At 71.9% G+C, this 21,532-nt stretch carries 18 protein-coding genes; 12 read left to right on the top strand and 6 right to left on the bottom strand.

Annotated elements, in window-relative coordinates:
• Positions 1 to 292: 292 nt before the first annotated feature.
• Together ACZ7CH_RS18035 and ACZ7CH_RS18040 are read right to left on the bottom strand one after the other, a co-directional pair.
• Entirely contained in the window at positions 293 to 790 is a 498-nt protein-coding gene (locus ACZ7CH_RS18035; RefSeq protein ID WP_458429329.1) for a methylated-DNA--[protein]-cysteine S-methyltransferase, read from the bottom strand.
• The gene (locus tag ACZ7CH_RS18040) at positions 787 to 2,073 is read right to left on the bottom strand and encodes a bifunctional transcriptional activator/DNA repair enzyme AdaA (RefSeq protein WP_470374373.1); all 1,287 of its coding nucleotides are present in this window, start codon (positions 2,071 to 2,073) and stop codon (positions 787 to 789) included. Before ACZ7CH_RS18040 ends, ACZ7CH_RS18035 begins: the two co-directional genes overlap by 4 nt.
• A gap of 80 nt (positions 2,074 to 2,153) precedes the next feature.
• Between ACZ7CH_RS18040 and ychF the strand changes: the two genes are divergently transcribed.
• The 6 genes from ychF to ACZ7CH_RS18070 all read left to right on the top strand — a co-directional run bounded on the left by ychF (position 2,154) and on the right by ACZ7CH_RS18070 (position 11,732).
• Positions 2,154 to 3,233 carry a redox-regulated ATPase YchF gene (gene ychF, locus ACZ7CH_RS18045; protein WP_360386074.1) on the top strand — a complete coding sequence of 360 codons (1,080 nt, stop codon included), beginning with the start codon at positions 2,154 to 2,156 and terminating at the stop codon, positions 3,231 to 3,233.
• A gap of 80 nt (positions 3,234 to 3,313) precedes the next feature.
• Entirely contained in the window at positions 3,314 to 4,450 is a 1,137-nt protein-coding gene (locus ACZ7CH_RS18050) for a Fic family protein (RefSeq protein ID WP_458429328.1), read from the top strand.
• Between the two features lie 77 nt (positions 4,451 to 4,527).
• Positions 4,528 to 7,278 (top strand): AfsR/SARP family transcriptional regulator, encoded by a 2,751-nt coding sequence (locus tag ACZ7CH_RS18055; RefSeq protein ID WP_470374374.1) that lies wholly within the window; start codon positions 4,528 to 4,530, stop codon positions 7,276 to 7,278.
• Positions 7,275 to 9,977: an AfsR/SARP family transcriptional regulator gene (locus ACZ7CH_RS18060; protein WP_470374375.1), complete on the top strand. Its 2,703-nt coding sequence runs from the start codon at positions 7,275 to 7,277 to the stop codon at positions 9,975 to 9,977. Before ACZ7CH_RS18055 ends, ACZ7CH_RS18060 begins: the two co-directional genes overlap by 4 nt.
• 66 nt (positions 9,978 to 10,043) lie before the next feature.
• Positions 10,044 to 10,199, top strand: coding sequence for a DUF6131 family protein (locus ACZ7CH_RS18065; protein WP_170067891.1), 156 nt, complete (start codon positions 10,044 to 10,046; stop codon positions 10,197 to 10,199).
• 231 nt (positions 10,200 to 10,430) lie between these two features.
• On the top strand, positions 10,431 to 11,732 hold the full coding sequence (locus ACZ7CH_RS18070) for a mannosyltransferase (RefSeq protein WP_470374376.1): 1,302 nt from the start codon (positions 10,431 to 10,433) through the stop codon (positions 11,730 to 11,732).
• A 12-nt stretch (positions 11,733 to 11,744) separates the two neighbouring features.
• On the opposite strand, the gene ACZ7CH_RS18075 is transcribed toward ACZ7CH_RS18070, so the two are convergent.
• Positions 11,745 to 12,038, bottom strand: a complete 294-nt coding sequence (locus ACZ7CH_RS18075; protein WP_360386084.1) for a 4a-hydroxytetrahydrobiopterin dehydratase — start codon at positions 12,036 to 12,038, stop codon at positions 11,745 to 11,747.
• 131 nt (positions 12,039 to 12,169) lie between these two features.
• On the opposite strand from ACZ7CH_RS18075, the gene ACZ7CH_RS18080 reads away from it, so the two are divergent.
• Genes ACZ7CH_RS18080 through ACZ7CH_RS18095 form a run of 4 tightly spaced genes read left to right on the top strand, consistent with a single transcriptional unit; the run spans position 12,170 to position 16,485 of the window.
• The gene (locus ACZ7CH_RS18080) at positions 12,170 to 13,174 is read left to right on the top strand and encodes a thiamine ABC transporter substrate-binding protein (RefSeq protein WP_458429323.1); all 1,005 of its coding nucleotides are present in this window, start codon (positions 12,170 to 12,172) and stop codon (positions 13,172 to 13,174) included.
• Entirely contained in the window at positions 13,150 to 14,766 is a 1,617-nt protein-coding gene (locus ACZ7CH_RS18085) for an ABC transporter permease (RefSeq protein WP_470374377.1), read from the top strand. The genes ACZ7CH_RS18080 and ACZ7CH_RS18085 overlap by 25 nt, the downstream gene beginning before the upstream one ends.
• Complete coding sequence (locus tag ACZ7CH_RS18090) at positions 14,766 to 15,716, top strand: ABC transporter ATP-binding protein (RefSeq protein ID WP_360386089.1); 951 nt, start codon at positions 14,766 to 14,768, stop codon at positions 15,714 to 15,716. Before ACZ7CH_RS18085 ends, ACZ7CH_RS18090 begins: the two co-directional genes overlap by 1 nt.
• A 10-nt stretch (positions 15,717 to 15,726) precedes the next feature.
• Positions 15,727 to 16,485, top strand: a complete 759-nt coding sequence (locus tag ACZ7CH_RS18095) for an SDR family oxidoreductase (RefSeq protein WP_470369411.1) — start codon at positions 15,727 to 15,729, stop codon at positions 16,483 to 16,485.
• A gap of 24 nt (positions 16,486 to 16,509) precedes the next feature.
• Here the strand turns inward: ACZ7CH_RS18095 and ACZ7CH_RS18100 are convergent, their stop codons facing one another.
• Genes ACZ7CH_RS18100 through ACZ7CH_RS18110 form a run of 3 tightly spaced genes read right to left on the bottom strand, consistent with a single transcriptional unit; the run spans position 16,510 to position 19,375 of the window.
• Entirely contained in the window at positions 16,510 to 17,310 is an 801-nt protein-coding gene (locus ACZ7CH_RS18100) for an ABC transporter permease (RefSeq protein ID WP_360386094.1), read from the bottom strand.
• Positions 17,307 to 18,311 carry an ABC transporter ATP-binding protein gene (locus tag ACZ7CH_RS18105; RefSeq protein WP_360386096.1) on the bottom strand — a complete coding sequence of 335 codons (1,005 nt, stop codon included), beginning with the start codon at positions 18,309 to 18,311 and terminating at the stop codon, positions 17,307 to 17,309. Before ACZ7CH_RS18105 ends, ACZ7CH_RS18100 begins: the two co-directional genes overlap by 4 nt.
• On the bottom strand, positions 18,308 to 19,375 hold the full coding sequence (locus tag ACZ7CH_RS18110) for a LolA family protein (protein WP_458429319.1): 1,068 nt from the start codon (positions 19,373 to 19,375) through the stop codon (positions 18,308 to 18,310). Before ACZ7CH_RS18110 ends, ACZ7CH_RS18105 begins: the two co-directional genes overlap by 4 nt.
• 190 nt (positions 19,376 to 19,565) lie before the next feature.
• Here ACZ7CH_RS18110 and ACZ7CH_RS18115 point away from each other — a divergent pair, with 190 nt between their 5' ends.
• Both ACZ7CH_RS18115 and ACZ7CH_RS18120 read left to right on the top strand, forming a co-directional pair.
• Positions 19,566 to 20,267, top strand: coding sequence for a response regulator transcription factor (locus ACZ7CH_RS18115; protein ID WP_360386101.1), 702 nt, complete (start codon positions 19,566 to 19,568; stop codon positions 20,265 to 20,267).
• Positions 20,264 to 21,523 (top strand): sensor histidine kinase, encoded by a 1,260-nt coding sequence (locus ACZ7CH_RS18120; protein WP_360386104.1) that lies wholly within the window; start codon positions 20,264 to 20,266, stop codon positions 21,521 to 21,523. The genes ACZ7CH_RS18115 and ACZ7CH_RS18120 overlap by 4 nt, the downstream gene beginning before the upstream one ends.
• Positions 21,524 to 21,532: the final 9 nt, after the last annotated feature.

A 21,532-nucleotide genomic window follows, 5' to 3' on the forward strand; every position in this document is an offset into this window, starting at 1 on the left:
GTGTCACGCGGTTGGTCGCGCCGCGACCAGCTCGCTCGGTGTTCGTCGCGCCGCCGTCGGCTCGCACGCGGTTCGCCTGCGCGCCCGCAGGCTCGCGCTCCGCTCGCGTCCACCCGCTTTGCTCAGGTGCCACTCGCGACCGCTCCGCCCGCACAGCGGCCCTGCGCCTCGCCCGCTCGTGTTTCGCCCGTACGCGCCGCGCTTCGTCGCTGGCTCCGCTTCGCCCGGACGCGTCTCGCTCCGCCGCCTTGCCCGAACTGCCGTTCCGCGCCCGGTCCCTATCGCCCGGGGCTCAGCTCTCGTGCGCGAGCAGCCAGCGCTTCACGTCCAACCCCCAGCGGAACCCACCCAGGTCCCCACCGATCCGGATCACGCGGTGGCACGGCACGAACAAGGCTGCGGAGTTCCGCGCGCACGCCGACGCCGCCGCCCGCACCGCCGCCGGACGCCCGGACAGGGACGCGTACTCGCTGTAGGTGACCGGCTCGCCGGCGCGGACGGTGCGCAGGACGTCCCACGCGTGCTGCAGGAACGGTCCGGACTTCTGCCGCACCTCGACGGTGTCGATCACCTCCAGGTCACCCTCGTGATAGGCCTCGACGGCCTTCGTCACGGTGCCGAGGTCGGGGCGCGGGACGATCTCCGACGGCATCAGCGAGGCGTGGATCTGCGGCGTCAGCAGGGCGAGGTCCGCGGTCCAGCCGCTGGCCAGCACCGCTCCGTCCGCCGCGACGACCGCGGTGAACGGGCCGGTCGGGGTGTCCACGGTGGACGTGTGGGCGACGCTCATGGGGTTGCTGCCTTCCTCGTCAGGTGTGCGCTCGCGTAGGAGCGCCACGGCCGCCAGTCCGGGCCGTGGGGAGCCAGGTCGCGCAGTCGCGCGGGGAGCACCAGGACGTCCGGTGCGCCCAGGACCCGCATGGCCACCTCGTCGGCGTTCTGGGCGCCGACCAGGGGTGCGAGCTCTTCGGTCAGGTCTTCGAGGGAGCGGCCCACGTCCACGACGAGTCTGCCGCTCGCCAGCGCCTCGGCCACCGGGTGGTCACCCGCCGAGTACAGGTGCGTCAGCGCGCCGTCCGGGACCCGCAGCGGGACGCCCGCGAACGGGGCCACGAGGCGCAGCAGGGTCTCGGCGCCGTCGACGCTGCCCGCGACGCGGATGCCGGGGACCGCGCGGACCAGCGGGCCGATCAGCGGGTCGGCGCCGAGGAACGAGTCCACGGCCACCGGGTCGGCGTCGAGGTCCAGCAGGCGCCGCACCCGCGCTACGGCGGCGCCCAGGTCGCGAACGTCGGCCAAGCGCAGCGAGCACAGGACGTGGTCGGCCGGGAACGTCAGCCGCACGGTCGCCTCGCCGTGCGGCAGGAGCAGCGTGCGCGCGTAGGAGTCGTCGGTGACCTCCTCGACGCCGGGCAGTGCGTGCGCGCGGAAGTGCGCGAGCAGGCCGACGACGTCGAACGGGGGCCGGTAGGGCAGGCGCAGCACGATCCGGCCCGGCGTGCCGACCGGCGCCTTGCCGCGGCCGCGCATGTCGGAGGGGGTGGAGGCGAACACCATGCGGATGGTGTCGTTGAACTGCCGCACCGAGGCGAACCCGGCCGCGAACGCGATGTCGGCGAATGCCATCTCGGTCGTCTCGATCAGCAAACGGGCGGCGTGCGCGCGATGGGCACGGGCCAGCGCCAGCGGACCCGCGCCCAGCTCGGCGGTCAGCACCCGCGTGAGGTGGCGTTCCGAGTAGCCGAGCTTCGTCGCCAGGCCGGACACGCCGTCGCGTTCGACCACGCCGTCGCTGATCAGCCGCATCGCGCGGGCGGCCAGGTCGGCGCGCAGGTTCCACTCCGGCGAACCGGGCGTGGCGTCGGGCAGGCAGCGGCGGCAGGCGCGGAAGCCAGCGGACTGCGCGGCGGCCGCGGTGAGGAAGAACCGGCTGTTGCGGCGCTTCGGGGTCACCGCGGGGCACGACGGCCGGCAGTAGATGCCGGTCGTGCGCACCGCGTGGATGAAGCACCCGTCGAACCGGGCGTCACGTGCGGCGCACACCCGGTACGCGTGTTCTTCGTCGATGACCATGTCAGCGATCCTGCCAGCGAGAACGCGCTATGGCTCGCGGGAATCGGACACCACCGTGGCCTGCCGTAGACTCGTCACCCGTGAGTTTGACCCTCGGTATCGTCGGCCTGCCCAACGTCGGCAAGTCCACCCTCTTCAACGCACTGACGCGCAACGACGTGCTCGCCGCGAACTACCCGTTCGCGACCATCGAGCCGAACGTCGGCGTCGTGCCGCTGCCGGACGCGCGCCTCACCAAGCTCGCCGAGATCTTCGGCTCGGAGCGCGAGGTGCCGGCCGTGGTGTCGTTCGTCGACATCGCAGGCATCGTCAAGGGCGCGTCGGAGGGCGAGGGCCTCGGCAACAAGTTCCTCGCCAACATCCGCGAGGCCAACGCGATCTGCCAGGTCATCCGCGTGTTCGACGACCCCGACGTGGTGCACGTCGACGGCCGCGTCGACCCCGCCTCCGACATGGAGACGATCAACACCGAGCTGATCCTCGCCGACCTCCAGACCCTGGAGAAGGCCGTCCCGCGCCTGGAGAAGGAGGCGCGGATGCAGAAGGACCGCCGCCCCGCCCTCGAGGCCGCGCAGAAGGCCAAGGAGATCCTCGACTCCGGCCGCACGCTGTTCTCCGCGAAGTCCGAGGTGGACCACGCGCTGATCCGCGAGCTGTCCCTGCTCACGACCAAGCCGTTCCTCTACGTCTTCAACGCCGACGAGGGCGTGCTGGGCGACGAGGCCCGCCAGAAGGAGCTGCGCGAGCTGGTCGCCCCGGCCGACGCGGTGTTCCTCGACGCCAAGGTCGAGTCCGAGCTGCTGGAGCTCGACCAGGAGTCGGCCCTCGAACTGCTGGAGTCCATCGGCCAGCACGAGCCGGGCCTGCACTCGCTCGCCCGCGCCGGCTTCCACACCCTCGGCCTGCAGACCTACCTGACCGCGGGCCCGAAGGAAGCGCGGGCGTGGACCATCCCGCAGGGCGCGACGGCCCCGCAGGCCGCGGGCGTCATCCACACCGACTTCGAGAAGGGCTTCATCAAGGCCGAGGTCGTGTCGTTCGACGACCTGGTGGCCGCGGGCTCGAAGGCCGACGCGAAGGCGGCGGGCAAGGTCCGCATGGAGGGCAAGGACTACGTGATGGCGGACGGCGACGTCGTGGAGTTCCGCTTCAACGTCTGACCCCGGACGACGGTGCCGGATCGTGGAGGTCCGGCACCTGACGCATTGACGCAATGTTTGCGTCATTCTATTGTTGGTCGATGCTGTACCCCACGCCCGCCCTCAGGTCCGAAGATCAGCGTGTTCTGCACGAGATCGAGGAACTGCGGCGCTCGTTGCGCCTCCAGGTCCGGTCCGCTCCGACGAAGTGGACCGACGGGCTGCGCAAGTTCCTGACCGCTGACGCGGTAGCCGCCTCCAACTCGATCGAAGGCTTCAAGGTGTCCACCGTGGACGTCGAGGACCTGATCGACGGTGAACGGGACGTCGACGTCTCCGAAGAAGATCGCGAGGAGACGCTCGCCTACCAGCGGATGATGACGTACATCCAGACGCTGCACGACGTCGAGGACTTCCGGTACGGCAAGGAGCTCCTCAACGCGCTCCACTGGATGCTGCAGGGGCACCGCAACACCCCGCGCAAGCCGGCTGGCCAGTGGCGTCGCGGCGCGGTGTACGTGACGGATGCCCGAGACCCCAGCATCGCGGTGTACACGGCGCCCGAAGCGGCCGACGTGCCGGATTTGATGGGCGAGCTGGTGGAGTGGCTGAACGCGGACGACGGCAGTCATCCGCTCGTGCGTGCCGCGATGGCGCATCTCCACCTCGTCTCCATCCACCCGTGGGCGGACGGGAACGGCCGCATGTCCCGGTCGCTCCAGACGCTCATGATCGCCAGGGAGGGAGAGCTGGCGCCGGAGTTCTCCTCGATCGAGGCGTGGCTCGGGCGGCCGGGCAACACCTGGGAGTACTACCGCGAACTGCAGAGCCGCGGGGCGATCTACCGTCCTGACCAGGACGTCTCCGGCTGGGTTCGGTTCAACCTCACCGCTTACCACCAGCAGGCGCAGACCGTGCGCAGTCGCCTGGACCGTTCTGGTCGCGTGTGGGTGCTGCTCGACGAGTTCGCCGCGTCCCGGGGGCTGGAGCAGAGGGTGGTGTCGGCTCTGCACGACGTCGCGATGTCGGGCCGGGTGCGCCGTACCCGCTACGAGCGAGCCGAGGACCTGGGCCTGCAACGAGCCCAGCGTGATCTCAGGGACCTGGTCGCCGCCGGGGTCCTCACACCTGTCGGTCGCACCCGTGCGCGCTTCTACACGGCCGGTTCGGCTTTTCCGGAACCGGCCCTCGAAGCGGCTCGGACACCGCTGACGCTTATCGACCCGTACGCGTCCTGACGGTGACCTGGACTCCCGGCTCGCGCGGTCGGAACGCGCGGGTACTCGGTTGACGATCACACCTAGACTCTCGCTGTGTGATCGTCGAGTACCGCGTCCTGGGACCGCTCGAGGTGCTGGCCGACGGCGAGCCGATCGCCGTCCCGGCTGGGCGGGGACGGGTGTTGCTGGCCACCTTGTTGTTGCGCGCCAACGAGTTCGTGTCCGTCGACGAGTTGGTGGACCGGGTGTGGGAAGGGGCGCCGCCGGCTGCGGAACGGGCGCACAAGACGTTGCAGACGGTCGTGTTGCGGTTGCGGCGGGCGTTGGGGGCGGCCAACTGCGTGCGGACGGTGTCCGGTGGGTACCGCGCGGAGGTCGCGCCGGAGCAGCTGGACCTCACGCGGTTCCGGGCGTTGGTGGAGCAGGGGGAGTTCCGGGCGGCGCTGGGGTTGTGGCGGGGGCCGGTGCTGGCCGACGTCGCTTCGGAGGCGTTGCACCGCGAGGACGTGCCGCCGCTGGTGGAGGAGCACGTCGTGGCGTTGGAGCGGCGCATCGACGAGGACCTGGCGCGGGACACCGACGTGCTGGTGCCCGAGCTGCGGGCGTTGATCGGGAAGCACCCGTTGCGGGAGACGTTCTGGGCGCAGCTGGTGCTGGCGTTGCACCGGTCGAACCAGCAGGCGGAGGCGCTCGCCGTCTACGAGGAGGTGCGCAGGAGCCTCGCCGACGAGCTCGGGGTCGACCCCGGTCAGCGGTTGCGCGACGCGCACCGGCAGGTGCTCAGCGGTGAGGTGCCGTCCGGCGGTGTGCCGCGGCAGTTGCCGGCCGGTGTGCCGCACTTCGTCGGTCGGGAGCGCGAGCTCGACCGGCTCACCGAGTTGTTGCGGACGCGGCCGGGTGAGCCCGTGCTGATCTCGGCGATCAACGGGATCGGCGGCGTCGGGAAGACCGCGCTCGCGGTGCAGTGGGCGCACCAGCAGGCCGACCGGTTCCCCGACGGGCAGCTCTACGTGAACCTGCGCGGGTTCGACTCCCAGGCCGAGCCCGCGGACCCGATGTCGGTGGCCCGCGACTTCCTGGTGGCGCTGGGTTTCGCGTCGCACGAGATCCCGACGTCGGGGGAGCCGCTCGTGGCGGCGTACCGGTCGGCGCTGGCCGAGCGGCGGATGTTGCTGGTGCTCGACAACGCGCGTGACGTCGAGCAGGTGCGGCCGTTGCTGCCCGGTGGCGCGGCGAACCTGGTGGTCGTCACGAGCCGCAACCGGCTTGCCGGGCTGGTGGCGCGGGAGGGGGCGCTGCCGGTCGCGCTGGACGTGCTCGACGAACGGCAGGCGGTCGCCCTGCTGGTCGAACGCGTCGGCGCCGCCAGGGTCGAGGCCGAGCCGGACGCGGTGCGGCGGCTGGTCAAGCGGTGTGCCGGGTTGCCGCTCGCGCTGAGCATCGTCGCGGCGCGTGCCGCGTACGGGGACTCGCTGGGCACCCTCGCCGACGAGCTGGACGACGAACGGCTCGACGCGCTGGACATCGACGACCCGACCACCGGCGTCCGCGGTGTGTTCTCGTGGTCGCTGCGGTCGGTCAGCGAGCCGGCGGCCAGGACGTTCGTGCTGCTCGGGCTGCACCCCGGCCCCGACTTCGCGTTGAGCGCCGTGGCGAGCCTCACCGCGCTGCCGGCGGCCGAGGCCCGGCGCGCGCTCGCCGAGCTGGTCGCGGGCAGCCTCGTGCAGGTCGGTGCGAGCGGCCGGTACTCGCAGCACGACCTGGTGCGCGACTACGCGGCGGAACGGGCGGCCGAGCTGCCGGCGCAGGTGCGGGACGCGGCGGTGCACCGGATGTTCGAGCACTACCTGCACCTGACCCAGAACTGCTGGCAGCGGTTGCAGTTCAACATCCCGCCGGTCGTCACGGAGCCGCCCTCGCCGGGGGTGGTCGTCGAGGAGGTCCCGGACTCGGACGTGGCGTGGGCGCGGTTCGGCGCCGAGTACCCGGTGCTGTTCGGCACCGTCGAGCGCGCGAACGAGCTGGGTGCGGACCACGTCGTCTGGCGAGTGCCGTTCATGCTGCACGGCTACCTCTCCCGGCAGGGCTACATGCGGGAGGCGGTGGGCCTGCACCGCCTCGGGCTGGCCGCGGCGCAGCGGCTCGGCGACGTGGAGGCGCAGAGCCTCATGCACCGCAGGATCGCCGCGATCCTCATGAGCTTCGACGACTACGGGGAGACCGAGTTCCACCTGCGCGAGGCGATCCGGTGCGCCCGGCCCGGCGGCAACGTCCTCGCGGAGGCGCACCTGCGGCGCGGCCTCGCGTTCGCCTACGAACGGCAGGGGCGGCTGGCGGACGCGCTCGACGTGCTGGCGGAGATCCACCCGCGGATCGTGGGCCAGGACGACAGCTACGAGGTCGGCCGCCACCTCGCCGCACTGGGTCGCGCCCACCACACCGTCGGGCAGCACGAGCGGGCCCTGGAGCTCTGCCTGCAGGCGGCCGAGAAGTTCGCGGAGACCGACTTCAACGGCCAGGACGAGGGACCGTGCGGCAACACGGAGACGCTGGGCGACATCCACCACGCGCTGGGGCGGCACACCGAGGCCGTCGTGATCTACCGGCGGGCGTTGCAGATGTGGCGGGACATGCGGACCGGGACCAACATCGCCGACTGCCTGCGCAAGATGAGCGAGGCGTTCATCGCCATGGGGGACGCCATCCAGGCGCGCGAGTGCCTCCTCGAAGCCGTGCAGATCATCAAGGGCAGCCAGGACTCGACGTACTACCAGGGGGCGGAGGACCTGCAGGACCTGCTCGCCCGGCTCGACCGGATCGAGGACGCCGACGGGACGACGGCGTGAAGGCCGAGTACCGGGTGCTGGGGCCGCTGGAGGTCCTGCTCGACGGTGCGCCGGTCACCGTCCCGGCCGGCCGCTGCCGGGTGCTGCTCGCGACGCTGTTGTTGCGCGCCAACGAGTTCGTGTCCGTCGACGAGCTGGTGGACCGACTGTGGGACGGCGCACCGCCCGCACCGGACCGGGCGCACAAGACGTTGCACATGGTCGTGACGCGGCTGCGGCAGGCGCTCGGCGCGGCCGGCTGCGTCACCACCCGCAGCGGCGGCTACGCGGCCGTGGTGGCGCCGGAACAGCTGGACCTCACGCGGTTCCGCGTGCTGGTGGAGCAGGGGGAGCTGCACGCGGCGCTGGCGCTGTGGCGCGGCCCGGTGCTGGCCGACGTGGTCTCCGAGCCGCTGCACCGCGACGACGTGCCACCGCTGCTCGAAGAACAGGTCGTGGCGCTGGAACGCCGGATCGACCAGGACCTCGCCCGCGACACCGGCGCGCTCGTGCCCGAGCTGCGGGCGCTGGTCGCGCGGTACCCGTTGCGGGAGGTGTTCTGGGCGCAGCTGGTGCTGGCGTTGCACCGGTCGGACCAGCAGGCGGAGGCGCTGGCGGTCTACGAGGAGGTCCGCGCCCGCCTCGCCGCCGAGCTGGGAACGGGTCCCGGGCAACGGCTGCGCGACGCGCACCGGCAGGTGCTCAGCGGTGAGGTGCCGCCCGACGACGTGCCCCGGCAGCTGCCGGCCGGTGTCCCGCACTTCGTGGGCAGGGAGCGGGAGCTCGACCGGCTCACCGAGCTGGTGCGGGCGCGGCCGGGTGAGCCGGTGCTGATCTCGGCGATCAACGGGATCGGCGGGGTCGGCAAGACCGCGCTGGCCGTGCGGTGGGCGCACGAGCAGGCTGACCGGTTCCCCGACGGGCAGCTCTACGTGAACCTGCGCGGGTTCGACTCGCGTGCCGAGCCGGTCGACCCGCTGTCGGTGGCCCGTGACTTCCTGGTGGCGCTCGGTTTCGCCGCGGCCGGTGTGCCGGCGGCGGAGGACGCCCTCCTCGCGGCCTATCGGTCGGCGCTGGCCGAACGCCGCGTGCTGCTGCTGTTGGACAACGCGCGTGATGTCGAGCAGGTGCGGCCGTTGCTGCCCGGCGGTGCGGCGACCCTCGTGGTCGTCACCAGTCGCAACCGGCTCAGCGGGCTGGTGGAACGGGAGGGTGCGCTGCCGGTCGCGCTGGACGTGCTCGACGACCGGCAGTCGGTCGACCTGCTGGTCGAACGGATCGGGCCGGCCAGGGTGGCGGCGGAACCCGAGGCGGTGGCCCGCCTGGTGCGGCGCTGCGCGGGTCTGCCGCTCGCGCTGAGCATCGTCGCTGCCCGTGCCGCGTACGGCGACGCGCTGGGCACCCTCGCCGGCGAGCTGGACGGCGAACGGCTCGACGCGCTGGACATCGACGACCCCACGACCGGCATCCGCGGCGTGTTCTCGTGGTCGCTGCGGTCGGTCAGCGCGACCGCGGCGAGGGTGTTCGTGCTCCTCGGCCTGCACCCCGGCCCCGACTTCACGGCCGACGCCGCGGCCAGCCTCGCCGCGGTGCCGGTGGAGACCGCTCGCGCGGCGCTCGGCGAGCTCGTCGCCGGCACCCTCGTCCAGCACGGCGCGGACGACCGGTACTCCCTGCACGACCTGTTGCGCGACTACGCGGCGGAACGGGCCGCCGAGCTGCCGGAGACCGAACGGGAGCACGCGCTGCGCGGCATGTTCGACCACTACCTGCACACCTCGCTGCTCGCCTGGACACAGGTCCGGTCGGTCGTCGTCGAGCCGCCGGTCGCACCGCCGGTCGCGCACGCGGTGGTCCGGCCGGTCGCGGACCTGGCCGCCGCGGGGGAGTGGTTCGCCGCGGAGAAACCGGCGCTGCTGCGGGTCGTGGCGCACGCGGCCCGATCCGGCGCCGACGACGTCGCGTGGGCGCTGGCTCTCTCGATGCACCTGGCGGTCCTGCGGGCCGGTGACCTCGCCGTGGCCGTGGCGCTCAACCTCCAGGGGCTCGCGGCGGCGGAACGCGCCGGCAGCCGCTGGGGCCGTGCGCGGATGCACCGCTGCCTGATCGGCACGTACATCGCCATGCGAGCGTTGGACGACGCCGAGCTGCACCTGCGGGCGGCGCTGCGGCTGGAGGAGGACGACCCCGCCTCCAGGGTGAACCTGACCAGGGGCCTCGCCCAGATCTACCAGTTCCAGGACCGCGCGGCGGACGGGCTGGCCGCCCTGCTCGGGGTGCGGGACCTGGCCGACGGGCTCGCCGACCGGGTGGAGCGGGCGAACTACCTCGCGAGCCTCGGCGACTTCTACCTGATGTCCGGTGACGACGAGCAGGCGCTCGTGGTCGGGGAACAGGCGCGGGCGGCGATGCGGGAGGCCGGCGTCCGGCCGACCCCGGTGCTGTGCCGCAACATCGAGGGGCTCGCCGCCCTGCACCTGAAGGCCGGGCGGTACGCCGAGGCCATCGCGTACTACGAGGAGTCCGTGGGCCTGCTGCGGGAGATGCGGGCGACCTACGACCTGGCGCACACGCTCGTGCTGCTCGGGAAGGTCCTCAAGCAGACCGGTGACCTGCGGCGGTGCGAGGAATGTCTGCACGAGGCGGAATACATCATCGGCGAACGTGATGACGGATCGTCACGAGACGTGCGCAGAGAGCTGAACATGGTGCGGGGCTAGAAAATTCGTGTTTGTACCGACCTTCGTGGGGTATCCGAGTTGAGGATTTCCCCACCTGGAGGTGTCATGATCGTCCTCGGACTGATCCTGCTCGTCGTCGGATGGCTCGCCGGCATCAGCATTCTGACGACCATCGGTGTCGTGCTGCTGGTCATCGGCGCGATCCTCGCCGTTCTCGGCGCGGTCGGCAAGCCGATCGGCGGTCGCGCGCACTACTTCTAAGAAGGTCCTGACGCCAGGACCGCGGTCCTGAAGCAGGGCTACGAAGCCAGAAGGGGGAGCCTCCACTGTGGAGGCTCCCCCTTTCGGCTTGGGCGGCAACGGTTTGTGGACGTTGCTCCGGCTTCAGCTGCCTAAAGGCTGCTCTTGCTCCGAGCGGCCGCCGCGAACACTCCGAACGCGACTCCCAGCATGCCCAGAGCGGCGACAGCGGCAACAACAAGATCAACAGACATGATCAGAAAAACTCCCTACGGCGATCTCTCCCGTTCTGATGACGCTCGGGTACCCACTCGCGTTGCATCGAGTAACGTTTTCCGCGTGAAACTCCGTGCTGTGGAAGCGCGTGTGCTCTCCGTAGCGCCGTGGCTGCTCGCCCTGTCGGTGGTCGGACACCTGCTCATGGTCGCCTTCCAGGCGAAGATGACCATGATCGATCTGCTCGTCTACCGCAACGGATCACCGCACCTGTTCCGGGGCGACCTCTACGAGTGGCGGCTCGACCAGTACGCGGACGTCTTCCCGCTGCCGTTCACCTACCCGCCGTTCGCGGCCGCGATCTTCACGCCGATGAGCTGGGTGCCGTGGGAGGCCTCCCGCTGGATCTGGCAGCTGATCTGCCTCGGGTGCCTGTACTTCATCGTCCGCACGAGCCTGAAGCTGCTCAGGCTCGACGACCCGCGCCGCGCGATGCTGTGGACCGCGCTGGTGCTGTGGATCGAGCCGGTGCGCACCACGCTCAACTACGGGCAGATCAACCTGGTGCTGTGCGCGATCCTCATCGGCACGCTCGCGAGCGCGCGCAACTGGGTCGGTGGCGCGGGTGTCGGTTTCACCGCGGGCATCAAGCTGACGCCCGCGATCTCCGGTTTGTACTTCCTCATCACGAAGAGGTGGATGGCGGCCGTTTGGTCGTTCGTCGCTTTCGCGGCCACGTACGGCATCGGCTGGGCGATCTCTCCGTCGCAGTCGGACAGGTTCTGGTTCCAGCTGCTCGGCGACGCGAGCCGGGTCGGGCCGGTCGGCAGCGCGATCAACCAGTCGATGCGCGGCGCGCTGAGCCGCACGGTCGGCCACGACGTGCAGACCGGGCCGCTCTACCTCGTCGCCGTCGTCGTCGCGGCCGCGCTCACGTGGTTCGCCGTCAGCAGGACCAGGGACGTGCTGGCGTTGATCGTCAGCGTGCAGTTCCTCGGCCTGCTGGTCTCGCCGATCTCGTGGAGCCACCACTGGGTGTGGGTGGTGCCCGCCCTGCTGTGGCTGGTCTACGAGGGCGGCCACGTGCTCTGCACGATCACCGCCGGCCTGTGGGTGCTGCTGACCGGCGGCTTCCTGATCTCGTTCCTGCTGCTCGCCCAGCCGAACATCTGGGACTTCGCCCGCCCCTGGTACCTCGTGGTGCTCGGCTGGGGCTACCCGGCCGCGGGCCTGCTGACGCTGGTCGCGATCGGGCTCGCGGCCCGGCGCCGGGCCGGCGGCCCGCCCTCCGGTGAGGAGAAGGCCGCCGACGGCGCACCGAGCCGGGTCGCCGGCTGACGGCAGCCTCCCTCAGGAGAGCGCGTCCACCACCCCGTCGATCTCCTCGGCGAGGGAGACGTCCAGCGCGGTGATCCCGCCCTTGTAGTGCGTGCTCAGGCGGAATGTCAGCGTCCTGTACCGGATGTCGACGTCCGGGTGGTGGTTGTCGTTCTCCGCGATCTCCGCGACCCGGTTCACGACCATGATCGCCTGCGCGAAGCTCGCGAGCTCCACCGTCCGGACCAGTGCCGCGTCCTGGGCGGTCCAGTCGGGCAGCTTGGGCAGCACGTCGTTCAACTGATCGTCGCTCAACAGCTCGGCCATGTCCTGATCGTCCCACCACGTCACGTAAGCTGCGCGTTCGCCACGGGAGTCCGGTGAAGCGCCGGGCTGAGAGGAGGGCTCGCAAGCCCTCGACCGTCCACCTGATCCGGGTCATACCGGCGTAGGGAGAGATGATGAGAAGGATTTTCGCTGCTCTGACCGCTGCGGCGCTGGTCACCGGGTGCTCGGCCGGCACGTCGACCGCCCCGCAGGCGCGCGAGGTCACGCTGGTGACGCACGACTCGTTCGCGGTGAAGGACGGCCTGCTCGACGAGTTCAAGCAGGCCACCGGCATCACCGTGAAGCAGATCGCGAGCGGTGACGCGGGTGAGCTCACCAACAAGCTGGTGCTCACCAAGGCGAACCCGATCGGCGACGTCGCGTTCGGCGTCGACTCGACGTTCGCGTCGCGGGCGCTGGCCGAGGGCGTCTTCGCCGAGTACGCCTCACCGGAGGCGGCCAAGGGCGCGCAGCGCTACCAGGTCGACGGCACGAACCGGCTGCAGGCAGTCGACGTCGGTGACGTGTGCCTCAACATCGACCCGGCGAAGCTCGGCGGTGTCGAGCCGGCCTCCTACGAGGACCTGGTCGACCCGAAGTTCAAGGACAAGCTGGTCGTGGAGAACCCGGCCACGTCCTCGCCCGGTCTCGCGTTCCTGCTCGGCACGATCGCGAAGTTCGGCGAGAACGGCTGGCAGGAGTACTGGACCAAGCTCAAGGCCAACGGCGTCAAGGTCGTGAGCGGCTGGGAAGAGGCCTACAACCAGGAGTTCTCCGCCACCAAGGGCGACCGGCCGATCGTCGTGTCGTACGCGTCGTCGCCGTCGGCGGAGGGCGGCAAGACCAAGGCCGTGCTCGGCACCTGCTACCGCCAGGTCGAGTACGCGGGCGTGCTGTCCGGCGCGAAGAACTCCGAGGACGCGAAGAAGGTCCTCGACTTCCTGCTGGGCGAGAAGTTCCAGGCGCAGGTCGCCGAGCAGATGTACGTCTACCCGTCGCGCGAGGGCGTCGCACTGCCCGAGTCGTGGACGAAGGACGCCCCGCTGCCGGCGAACCCGCAGACGCTGCCCGCCGACAAGGTGAAGGACAACCGCGAAGCCTGGGTCGAGCAGTGGCGCAAGCTCGTGCAGGGCTGACGCTGGTCTCGGCCCGCACCGGGTGGTCGGCGGCGGCGCTGCTGCCGCTGGCCTTCCTCGGACTCTTCTTCGCGTGGCCGGTGCTGGCGATCGTCACCCTCGGCCTGCGCGAGGGCGGGGTGCTCGACGCGGTCCTCGCCGGGGAGACCTGGGAGCTGGTCGGGTTCACCCTGGGCCAGGCCCTCGCCTCGACGGCCGTGGCGGTGCTCGCCGGGATGCCGCTCGCGTTCGTGCTGGCCCGGTGCCGGATTCGCGGGCTCGGGTTCGTGCGCGCGGCGGTGATGGTGCCGTTCGTGCTGCCGACCGTGGTGGTGGGCCTGGCGTTCCGGACGTTCTGGCCCGACGGCGGGGTGCTGCCGATCGTGCTGGCGAACGCGTTCTTCAACGTCGCCGTGGTCGCGCGGACCGTCGGCGGGCTGTGGGCGCACACGGACCGGCGGGCCGAGGACGCCGCCCGTGCGCTGGGGGCGTCACGGCCGCGGGCGTTCCTGTCGGTGGTGCTGCCGGCGCTGGCCCCCGCGGTCGGGTCGGCCGCGGCGGTGGTGTTCCTGTTCTGCGCCACCAGCTTCGGTGTGGTGCTGGTGCTCGGCGGGTCGCGGTACCGGACCCTGGAGACCGAGATCTACCTGCGGACGGTCGAGCTGTTCGACCTGTCCGGTGCCGCCGCGCTGTCGTTGCTCCAGTTCGCCGCAGTGCTGGCGGTGCTGGTGCTCGGAGCACTGGCCCGCAGGCGGCGGGAGACCGCGCTGTCGTTGCGCGGCAGGGAGGAGCTGGCACGCCGGCCGTCCGGTGGTGAGTGGTACGTGGTCCTCGCGGCGTTCGCCGTCGTGGCCGCGCTGCTGACGCCGGTGGTGGGGCTGGTCACGCGCTCGCTGTCCACAAGGGACGGCTGGAGCCTCGCTGGGTACGCCGCGCTGGCCACCCGCGGTGACCGCGGGACGCTCGCGGTCACCGGGATCGACGCGGCGCTCAACTCGGTGCGCACGGCGTTCGACGCGACCGCCGTGGCGCTGGTGGTCGGGGTGTTCTCGGCGGTCGTGCTGGTCGGGTTGCGGCGCGCGGGCGGCCGGTTCGCCGAGGTGCTGGACACCGCGCTGATGCTGCCGCTGGGCGTGTCCGCGGTGACCGTCGGCTTCGGGTACCTCATCACGATGGACGCGCTGCCGGGCGACTTCCGCACCTCGCCGCTGCTGGTGCCGCTGGCGCAGGCGCTGGTCGTGACGCCGCTGGTCGTGCGGATGGTGCTGCCCGTGCTGCGGGCGGTCGACGAACGGCTGCGGCAGGCGGCGGCCACGCTGGGCGCCTCGCCCGCCCGCGTGTGGCGCGAGGTCGACCTGCCGCTGGTCGGGCGCTCGCTCGCGGCGGCGGCCGGGTTCGGGTACGTGGTGGCGCTGGGGGAGTTCGGTGCCACGAGCTTCCTGGCGCGGCCGGAGTCGCCGACGCTGCCGGTGGTGATCGCGCGGCTGATGTCGCGGCCGGGGGAGTTGAACAGCCAGATGGCCTACGCGGCGTGCGCGCTGCTGATGGTCGTCACGGTCGGGTGCGTGCTGCTGATCGAGCGGTTGCGCGTGCCGAGCAGCGGGGAGTTCTGATGGCACTGGCACTCGGCTCGATCACCGTCCGGTATGGACGGACGACGGCCGTCGACGGCGTGTCGCTGGAGGTCGCCGACGGCGAGGTCGTGGCGCTGCTCGGGCCGTCCGGCTGCGGCAAGTCGACGCTGCTGCGCACTGTCGCGGGACTGGAGAAGCCGTCCGCGGGCGCGGTGCGCTGGGACGGCGCTGACCTGGCCGGCGTGCCGGTGCACCGGCGGGGGTTCGGGCTGGTGTTCCAGGACGGGCAGCTGTTCCCGCACCGGTCGGTGGCGGGCAACGTGGCGTTCGGGCTGCGGATGCGGGGCGTCGACCGCGAGGAGCGCGACAAGCGGGTGGTGTCGCTGCTGGAGCTCGTCGGCCTCGACGGGTACGCCGACCGGCGCGTGACGCAGCTGTCCGGCGGCGAGCAGCAACGGGTGGCGCTGGCACGGGCGCTGGCGCCGTCACCGCGGTTGCTGCTGCTGGACGAACCGCTGTCGGCGCTGGACCGGGCGTTGCGCGAGCAGCTCGCGGTGGACCTGGCGCGGCTGCTGCGGGAGTCGGCCACGACGGCGCTGGTCGTGACGCACGACCACGACGAGGCGTTCACGCTGGCCGACCGGGTGGCGATCATGTCGCGCGGCCGGGTCGTCCAGGTCGGGCCGCCCGCGGAGGTCTGGTCGGCGCCGGTCGACGTGGAGACGGCGAAGTTCCTGGGGTGCGGCAAGTTCGTGCCCGGTTCGTTCGTCGGGCTGGACGTTGCGCGAGTGGGGCTGCGGGCGACGGCGTTGCGCGTCGACGCCGACGGGCCGTTGTCCGGGACGGTGGTGGAACGGGTGCACCGGCGCGACCACGTGCGGTTGCTCGTGGAGATCGACGGCGAGGAGTACGAGGCCGTCGGACCGGTGTCGGTCGGTGACCGGGTGCGGCTCGCAATCGACTTGGACGGTGTCGCGCGCGTCGGGTAGTTGTTGGCCCATGGGACATCTCGACGGGCGGGTCGCACTGGTCACGGGCGTGAGCAGGCGGCAGGGCATCGGGTACGCGATCGCCACGCGCTTGGCCGGACTCGGCGCGGAGCTGTTCGTGCAGCACCACGTGCCGCACGACGCCGAACAGCCGTGGGGTGCCGACTCGGTCGACGAGGTCGTCGCGGGCATCGGCGGACGGGTCGAGCACCTGGGCCTCGACCTGGCCGAGCCGGACGCGCCCGACCGGCTGGTGGCGGCCGCGGTCGAGGCGTACGGCCGGGTCGACGTCCTGGTCTGCAACCACGCCCGCTCCGGCGGTGACGGGCCGTTGGGCGAGCTGGACGCGGCGATGCTCGACGCGCACCACGCGGTGAACACGCGGTCGACGATCCTGCTCGCGCAAGCGTTTGCCCGGCAGCACGACGGTGCTCGCGGCGGACGGGTCGTGCTCATGACGTCCGGTCAGAACCTGGGCCCGATGCCCGGTGAGGTCGCGTACGCGGCGTCGAAGGGGGCCCTGGTGGGAATCCTGCCGACGTTGTCGCACCACCTGATCAGGCAGGGGATCACGGTCAACGCCGTGAACCCCGGCCCGACGGACACCGGCTACGCGACGCCGGAGGCGCACGAGTGGGTGCGGGAGCGGATGCCGCTGGGCCGCTGGGGCCAGCCGGACGACGCCGCCCGGCTGGTCTCGTGGCTCTGCACCGACGACGCCGGCTGGGTCACCGGCCAGGTCATCAACAGCGAGGGCGGCTTCCGCTGACCCCCCTGCCTGCCCAGGCAGACGTCAGTTGTCCTTCGTGATCAGGCGAGCCGCCGCCAGGCCGGTGCCGATCAGCAGGTAGCAGCCCGCGAGCAGGGTGCTGTCCCAGATCTGGTCGAGCGGCATCGGGTCGCGCATCACGTCGACCAAGCCGGGGAACCCGGTCGTGAGCAGGAACGGGTGCAGCCAGTCGAGCGACGGGAACTGCCCCAGCACCTGGAACACGATGATCCCGGTCATCGTGGCCGCCTGCACCACCAGCGGGTGCTCGGTGGTCGACGAGACGGCCAGCGCCACCGCGCCGACCGCGATCATCTGGAACGTCACCAGCACGATGAAGAACGCGATCCGCAGCAGGCCCTCACCGGTCGACAGGGTGTTGCCGGACAACGTCATCATGCCGTCGTTGCCCAGGAACGCCGTGCCCGCGGCCATGCCGACGACCGCCATCAGCGTGACGGCCAGCAGCGACATCGCGCTGATGCCGAACAGCTTCACGAACAGCAGCCGCACCCGTGACACCGGCGCGACCAGCAGCCCGCGCAACGTGCCGTGCTGCGCCTCGCCCGCGAGCCCGTCCGCCGCCCAGATGGACGCCACCAGCGGCAGCAGCAGGTTGAGCGACAGGAACAGCGTGAAGATGGACACGACCAGGCCGTTGCCGGTGAGGATCGCGGACAGGCCGGGCCCGCCGCCGTCGCCGTCGGCCGTCCAGATGCCGAAGCTGATGACGATGGGCACGAGCACCAGGCCGAACAACCCGATGAGGGTCCGCGGCCTGCGCAGCATCCAGCGCACCTCGGACCCCAGCTGACGCGTGATCATCGCGTTCCCCCGTCCAGCGTGTCCACGGCGGACATCCCGCGCTCGGCCTCCTCGGCCTCGGTGAGCCGCGCGAACAGCTCCTCCAGGCCGGTCTTCCAGCGCGTCGCCTCGTGGACGTGCACGCCGGCCTTGACCAGCGTCTCGATCACCTGCGGGGCACTGGTCCCCGCGAGCTCGACCCGCAGGCCCTCGCCGAGCGGCCGCGCGGAGATGCGGGCCTGGCGCAGTGCGCCGAGCGCGTCCTCCACGTCCGGCGTGACCACCTGCAGCGCCGAACCGCCCGCCTGCAGCAGCTCGGTCAGCTCTCCTTGCGCCACAACGGTTCCCCGGTGCAGCACGGCGACGTGGGTGCAGGTCGCCTCGACCTCGCTGAGCAGGTGGCTCGACACCATCACGGTGCTGCCGCTCGCGTGCAGCTCGGCGATGATCTTGCGGATCTCCCTGGTGCCGGCCGGGTCGAGCCCGTTGGTGGGCTCGTCCAGCACGACGAGCCTGCGCGGCACGAGCAACGCCCCGGCGAGGCCGAGACGTTGCTTCATGCCGAGCGAGTACCCGCGGAACCTGCGGTGGGCCGCCTGGGCAAGCCCGACGCGTTCGAGTGCGTCCTCCACCGCCTGCTTGACCTGCTTCTTCGGCAGCAGCGGCTCGAACGCGGCACAGCGGATGAGGTTCTCCCGCCCGCTCAGGAACGGGTGGAACCCCGGACCCTCGACCAGCGCGCCCACGTGCGGCAGCGCCTGCTCGGCCCCGTCCGGAAGCGGCCGGCCGAGCAGTTCGATCTCCCCCTTGGTGGGCCGCACCAACCCGAGCAGCATCCGGATCGTGGTCGTCTTGCCCGACCCGTTGGGGCCGAGCATGCCGAGCACGGCCCCCTCCGGCAGCTCCAGGTCGACGCGGTCCACGGCGACCGTGCTCCCGTACTCCTTGCGCAGACCCCTGGTCCGCGCGGCGACCCCGGTCTGCACCGGTGCGGCCGCCGGCGCGCTGGTCGAGGTGGTCACTTCACCTGTCCGATCGTGTCGAACAGGACCTGCTCGGGAACGGCACCCGCGACCACGCGGCCGTCGTCCGCGATCAGGACGTTCGCGACCTTCGTGGTGAACAGCTTGCCGGTGCCCCAGCTGCCGCTGACCTTCTTCGTGAACCGGTCGACCAGCCCCTGCGCCTCGGCGGGCACCCGGGTCATGGCCTGAGCCGGGATGCGCGCGCCGACCACGGTGTCCCAGCCGTCGCCGAAGAACTGCGGGTCCTTGCCCTGCAACGCCTGCTCCAGCGCGGCCTCGGGCTTGCGGTCACCCCGCTGCTCCTTGGCCTCGGGCGTCGTGACCTTCGCACCGGCGGCCGGGGTGAACTCGAACAGCTTCGCGTCCTGCGGTCCCACGGTCAGCTGGGTGAAGCCGACCTGGGCAGCGGGGGAGCTGGCGCCGTTCGTGTGGATCGCGACCCGCAGCGGCATCTTCGTCTCGGAGTCGACGGCGATGCGGACCTCGCGGACGAGGGTCTTCTCGGTCGGCTTCGGGGTGAGGACGAGCTCGTAGGCCGCGCGGTCGGCGACCCGCGCGGTGCCGTCGACGCTGAGGTCGCTCGACTCCTTCGTCAGGTTCACGATCTCCCTGGCCGCGGTCGTCGGGTCGACGGCCTTCGCCTCCGCGGGCGCCTTCCCGGCGTCGGCCCCGTGCTCGGCCTTCGTGACCTCGTTGGTCTGCGAGTTCCACGACCAGGTGGTCTTGCCGTCGTTGACGATCGTCTGCTCGGACTGGCCCGTCGGCAGGGCGAGGCGGAACTTCTCGTCCCCGTCGGTCCAGATCCGCGCGGTGTGGTTGCCGTCGGCCAGCTGCGGGATCTCGGCGATCGCAGGCAACCCGAGCTTGTTCTCGGCCTGCACGGTGCCGCCGAACGCGGCCGGCTTCGTCGTCAGGACCTGCTCGACCAGCGCTTCCGGGGTGATGGGCGGAAGCGTCGGCGGCTGACCTGCGCCTGCGGGCATGGCGAGCAGGCTGAGGCCTGCCGCGCCGGTGACCACCGTGGCCGCTGCCGCGGCCAGGGTCACCTTTCGCTTGTTCATCGCTGTGGTCCCCTCCTCCATGGGCTTGTGGGACCAGCTTGCTGGGGGCGAGCTGAGATGGTGCTGAGACTAACGTCGTCGCTGGTCGGCGGCATCGGGACGCGGCGTCGCCCCGTGCCCGGCACCGGTCCGCTGAGAGTCGGCTGAGACCGTGCGAGCGACCGGGGTGGCGTGGGTGCATGCTGATCTCGTGAAGCCTCGAGTGCTGGTCGTGGACGACGAAGCCGGCGTGCGCCGGGCGTTGGAGCGCGGGTTGTCGGCCGAGGGCATGGAAGTCGTCACGGCCGCGGACGGGCCGACGGCGTTGCGGGTCGCGTTGACCGGGGCGTTCGACGTGGTGCTGCTGGACATCATGTTGCCGGGGCTGTCGGGGTACCGGGTGCTGCAGCGGATGCGGGCCGACGGGGTGCGGACGCCGGTGCTGATGGTGTCGGCCAAGGACGGTGAGGTCGACCAGGCCGACGGGCTCGACCTCGGGGCGGACGGGTACCTGGTGAAGCCGTTCAGCTTCGTGGTGCTGGTGGCGCAGGTGCGCGCGTTGCTGCGCAGGGGCGGGGGTGCGCGCCGCAGGCTGACGCTGGGGGAGCTCGTCATCGACCGCGGGTTGCGGGAGGTGAGTTGGGCGGGGCAGGACGTGTCGCTGAGCCCGCGGGAGTACGCGGTGCTGGACGTGCTGGCGTCGCGGGCCGGGTCGGTGGTGACGAAGGACGAGCTGCTGCGGACCGTGTGGGGCGATGAGCAGGCGGCCACGCGCAACGCCGTCGAGGTGTACGTGGGGTACCTGCGGCGGAAGCTGGAGGCGGTCGGGGCCGGGGAGGTGGTGCGGACCGTGAGGGGGCACGGGTACATCGCGTCGACTCCGGACCTGGACAGCGCGCTGGGGAACAGGTGAACCCTCGTCGCTGGTGGTCGCGGCGCAGCCTGCGGTTCCGCATCACCGTGGTGGCGACGGGGGTGGCGCTGCTGTGCCTGCTGGCGCTCACGGGGCTGGCGCCGTCGTTGATCGGGCTGGTCCAGCTCACCGCGGTGGACCGGGAGCTGGCGCAGGAGCCGCCGCGGGTGCTGGACCTCGCGGGAACGCCGGTGGACGGCAAGCCGGAGCTGCCGCTGACCGGGCAGGACGTCCGCGCGTTGAAGGCGGGGGAACCGGTGCTGCGGCTCGACGGGGCGTCCGCGTACCGGTGGCGGGGGCAGGTGGTGTTCCTCGGCGACGGGACGCCGCGGCTCGAGGTCTACGGCGACAAGCTGCTGGGGTACGAGAACGCCAACACGGTCGGCACGCGGTGGCTCGCGGTCGCCGCCGTGCTGGTGGCCGGGCTGGTCGGCACCGCCACGTGGCTCGCGGTGCGGTCGTCGCTGCTGCCGGTGGAGCGGATGCGGGTGGCGGCGGGGGCGCTGCCGCACGGGGAGCGGTTGCCGGTGCCGCCGTCGCGCGACGAGCTGCAGGCGCTGGCGCAGGCGCTGAACGCGTTGCTGGCGCGGCGGGACGAGGCGTCGGACCGGTTGCGGCGGTTCACCGGGGACGCGGCGCACGAGCTGCGGTCACCGGTGGCGTCGGTGCGGGCGCAGGCCGAGGTCGCGGTGGCGCACCCGGACCCGGACTTCTCCATCGAGGTGCTGGAGTCGGTGGTCGAGGAGTCGATCAGGCTCAGCCGGCTCGTCGACTCGCTGCTGATCCTCGCGCGGGCGGACACCGCGGCACCGGGACGGGCCGAGGCGGTCGACCTGGTGCTGGAGGCGGAGGCGGCGATCTCCCGGCTCGACACCGAGCTGCTGGTGCGGCTGAACGCGCCGCCCTCGGCGTGCCTGGTGTCGGCGACGCGGTCCGAGGTCGAGCTGGTGCTGGACAACCTGCTGCGCAACGCCGGGCGGTACGCGTACTCGACGGTCACCGTCACGCTGGCGCCGGTCGGGCGGGACGTGCGGCTCATCGTCGACGACGACGGGCACGGCATCCCCGCGGAGCACCGGGCGAAGGTGTTCGACCGGTTCTACCGGGTCGAGGAGGACCGCGGGCGGGCCTCCGGCGGCTTCGGGCTGGGGCTCGCGCTGGTCGCGCACCTCGTGCAGCGGCGCGGCGGGACCGTGCTCGCGGCCGAGTCACCGGCCGGTGGCGCGCGTTTGGAGATCCGCTGGCCGTCCTGGTAGTCAACGCGG

It is taken from the genome of Lentzea sp. NPDC037011 (genome assembly GCF_055607425.1).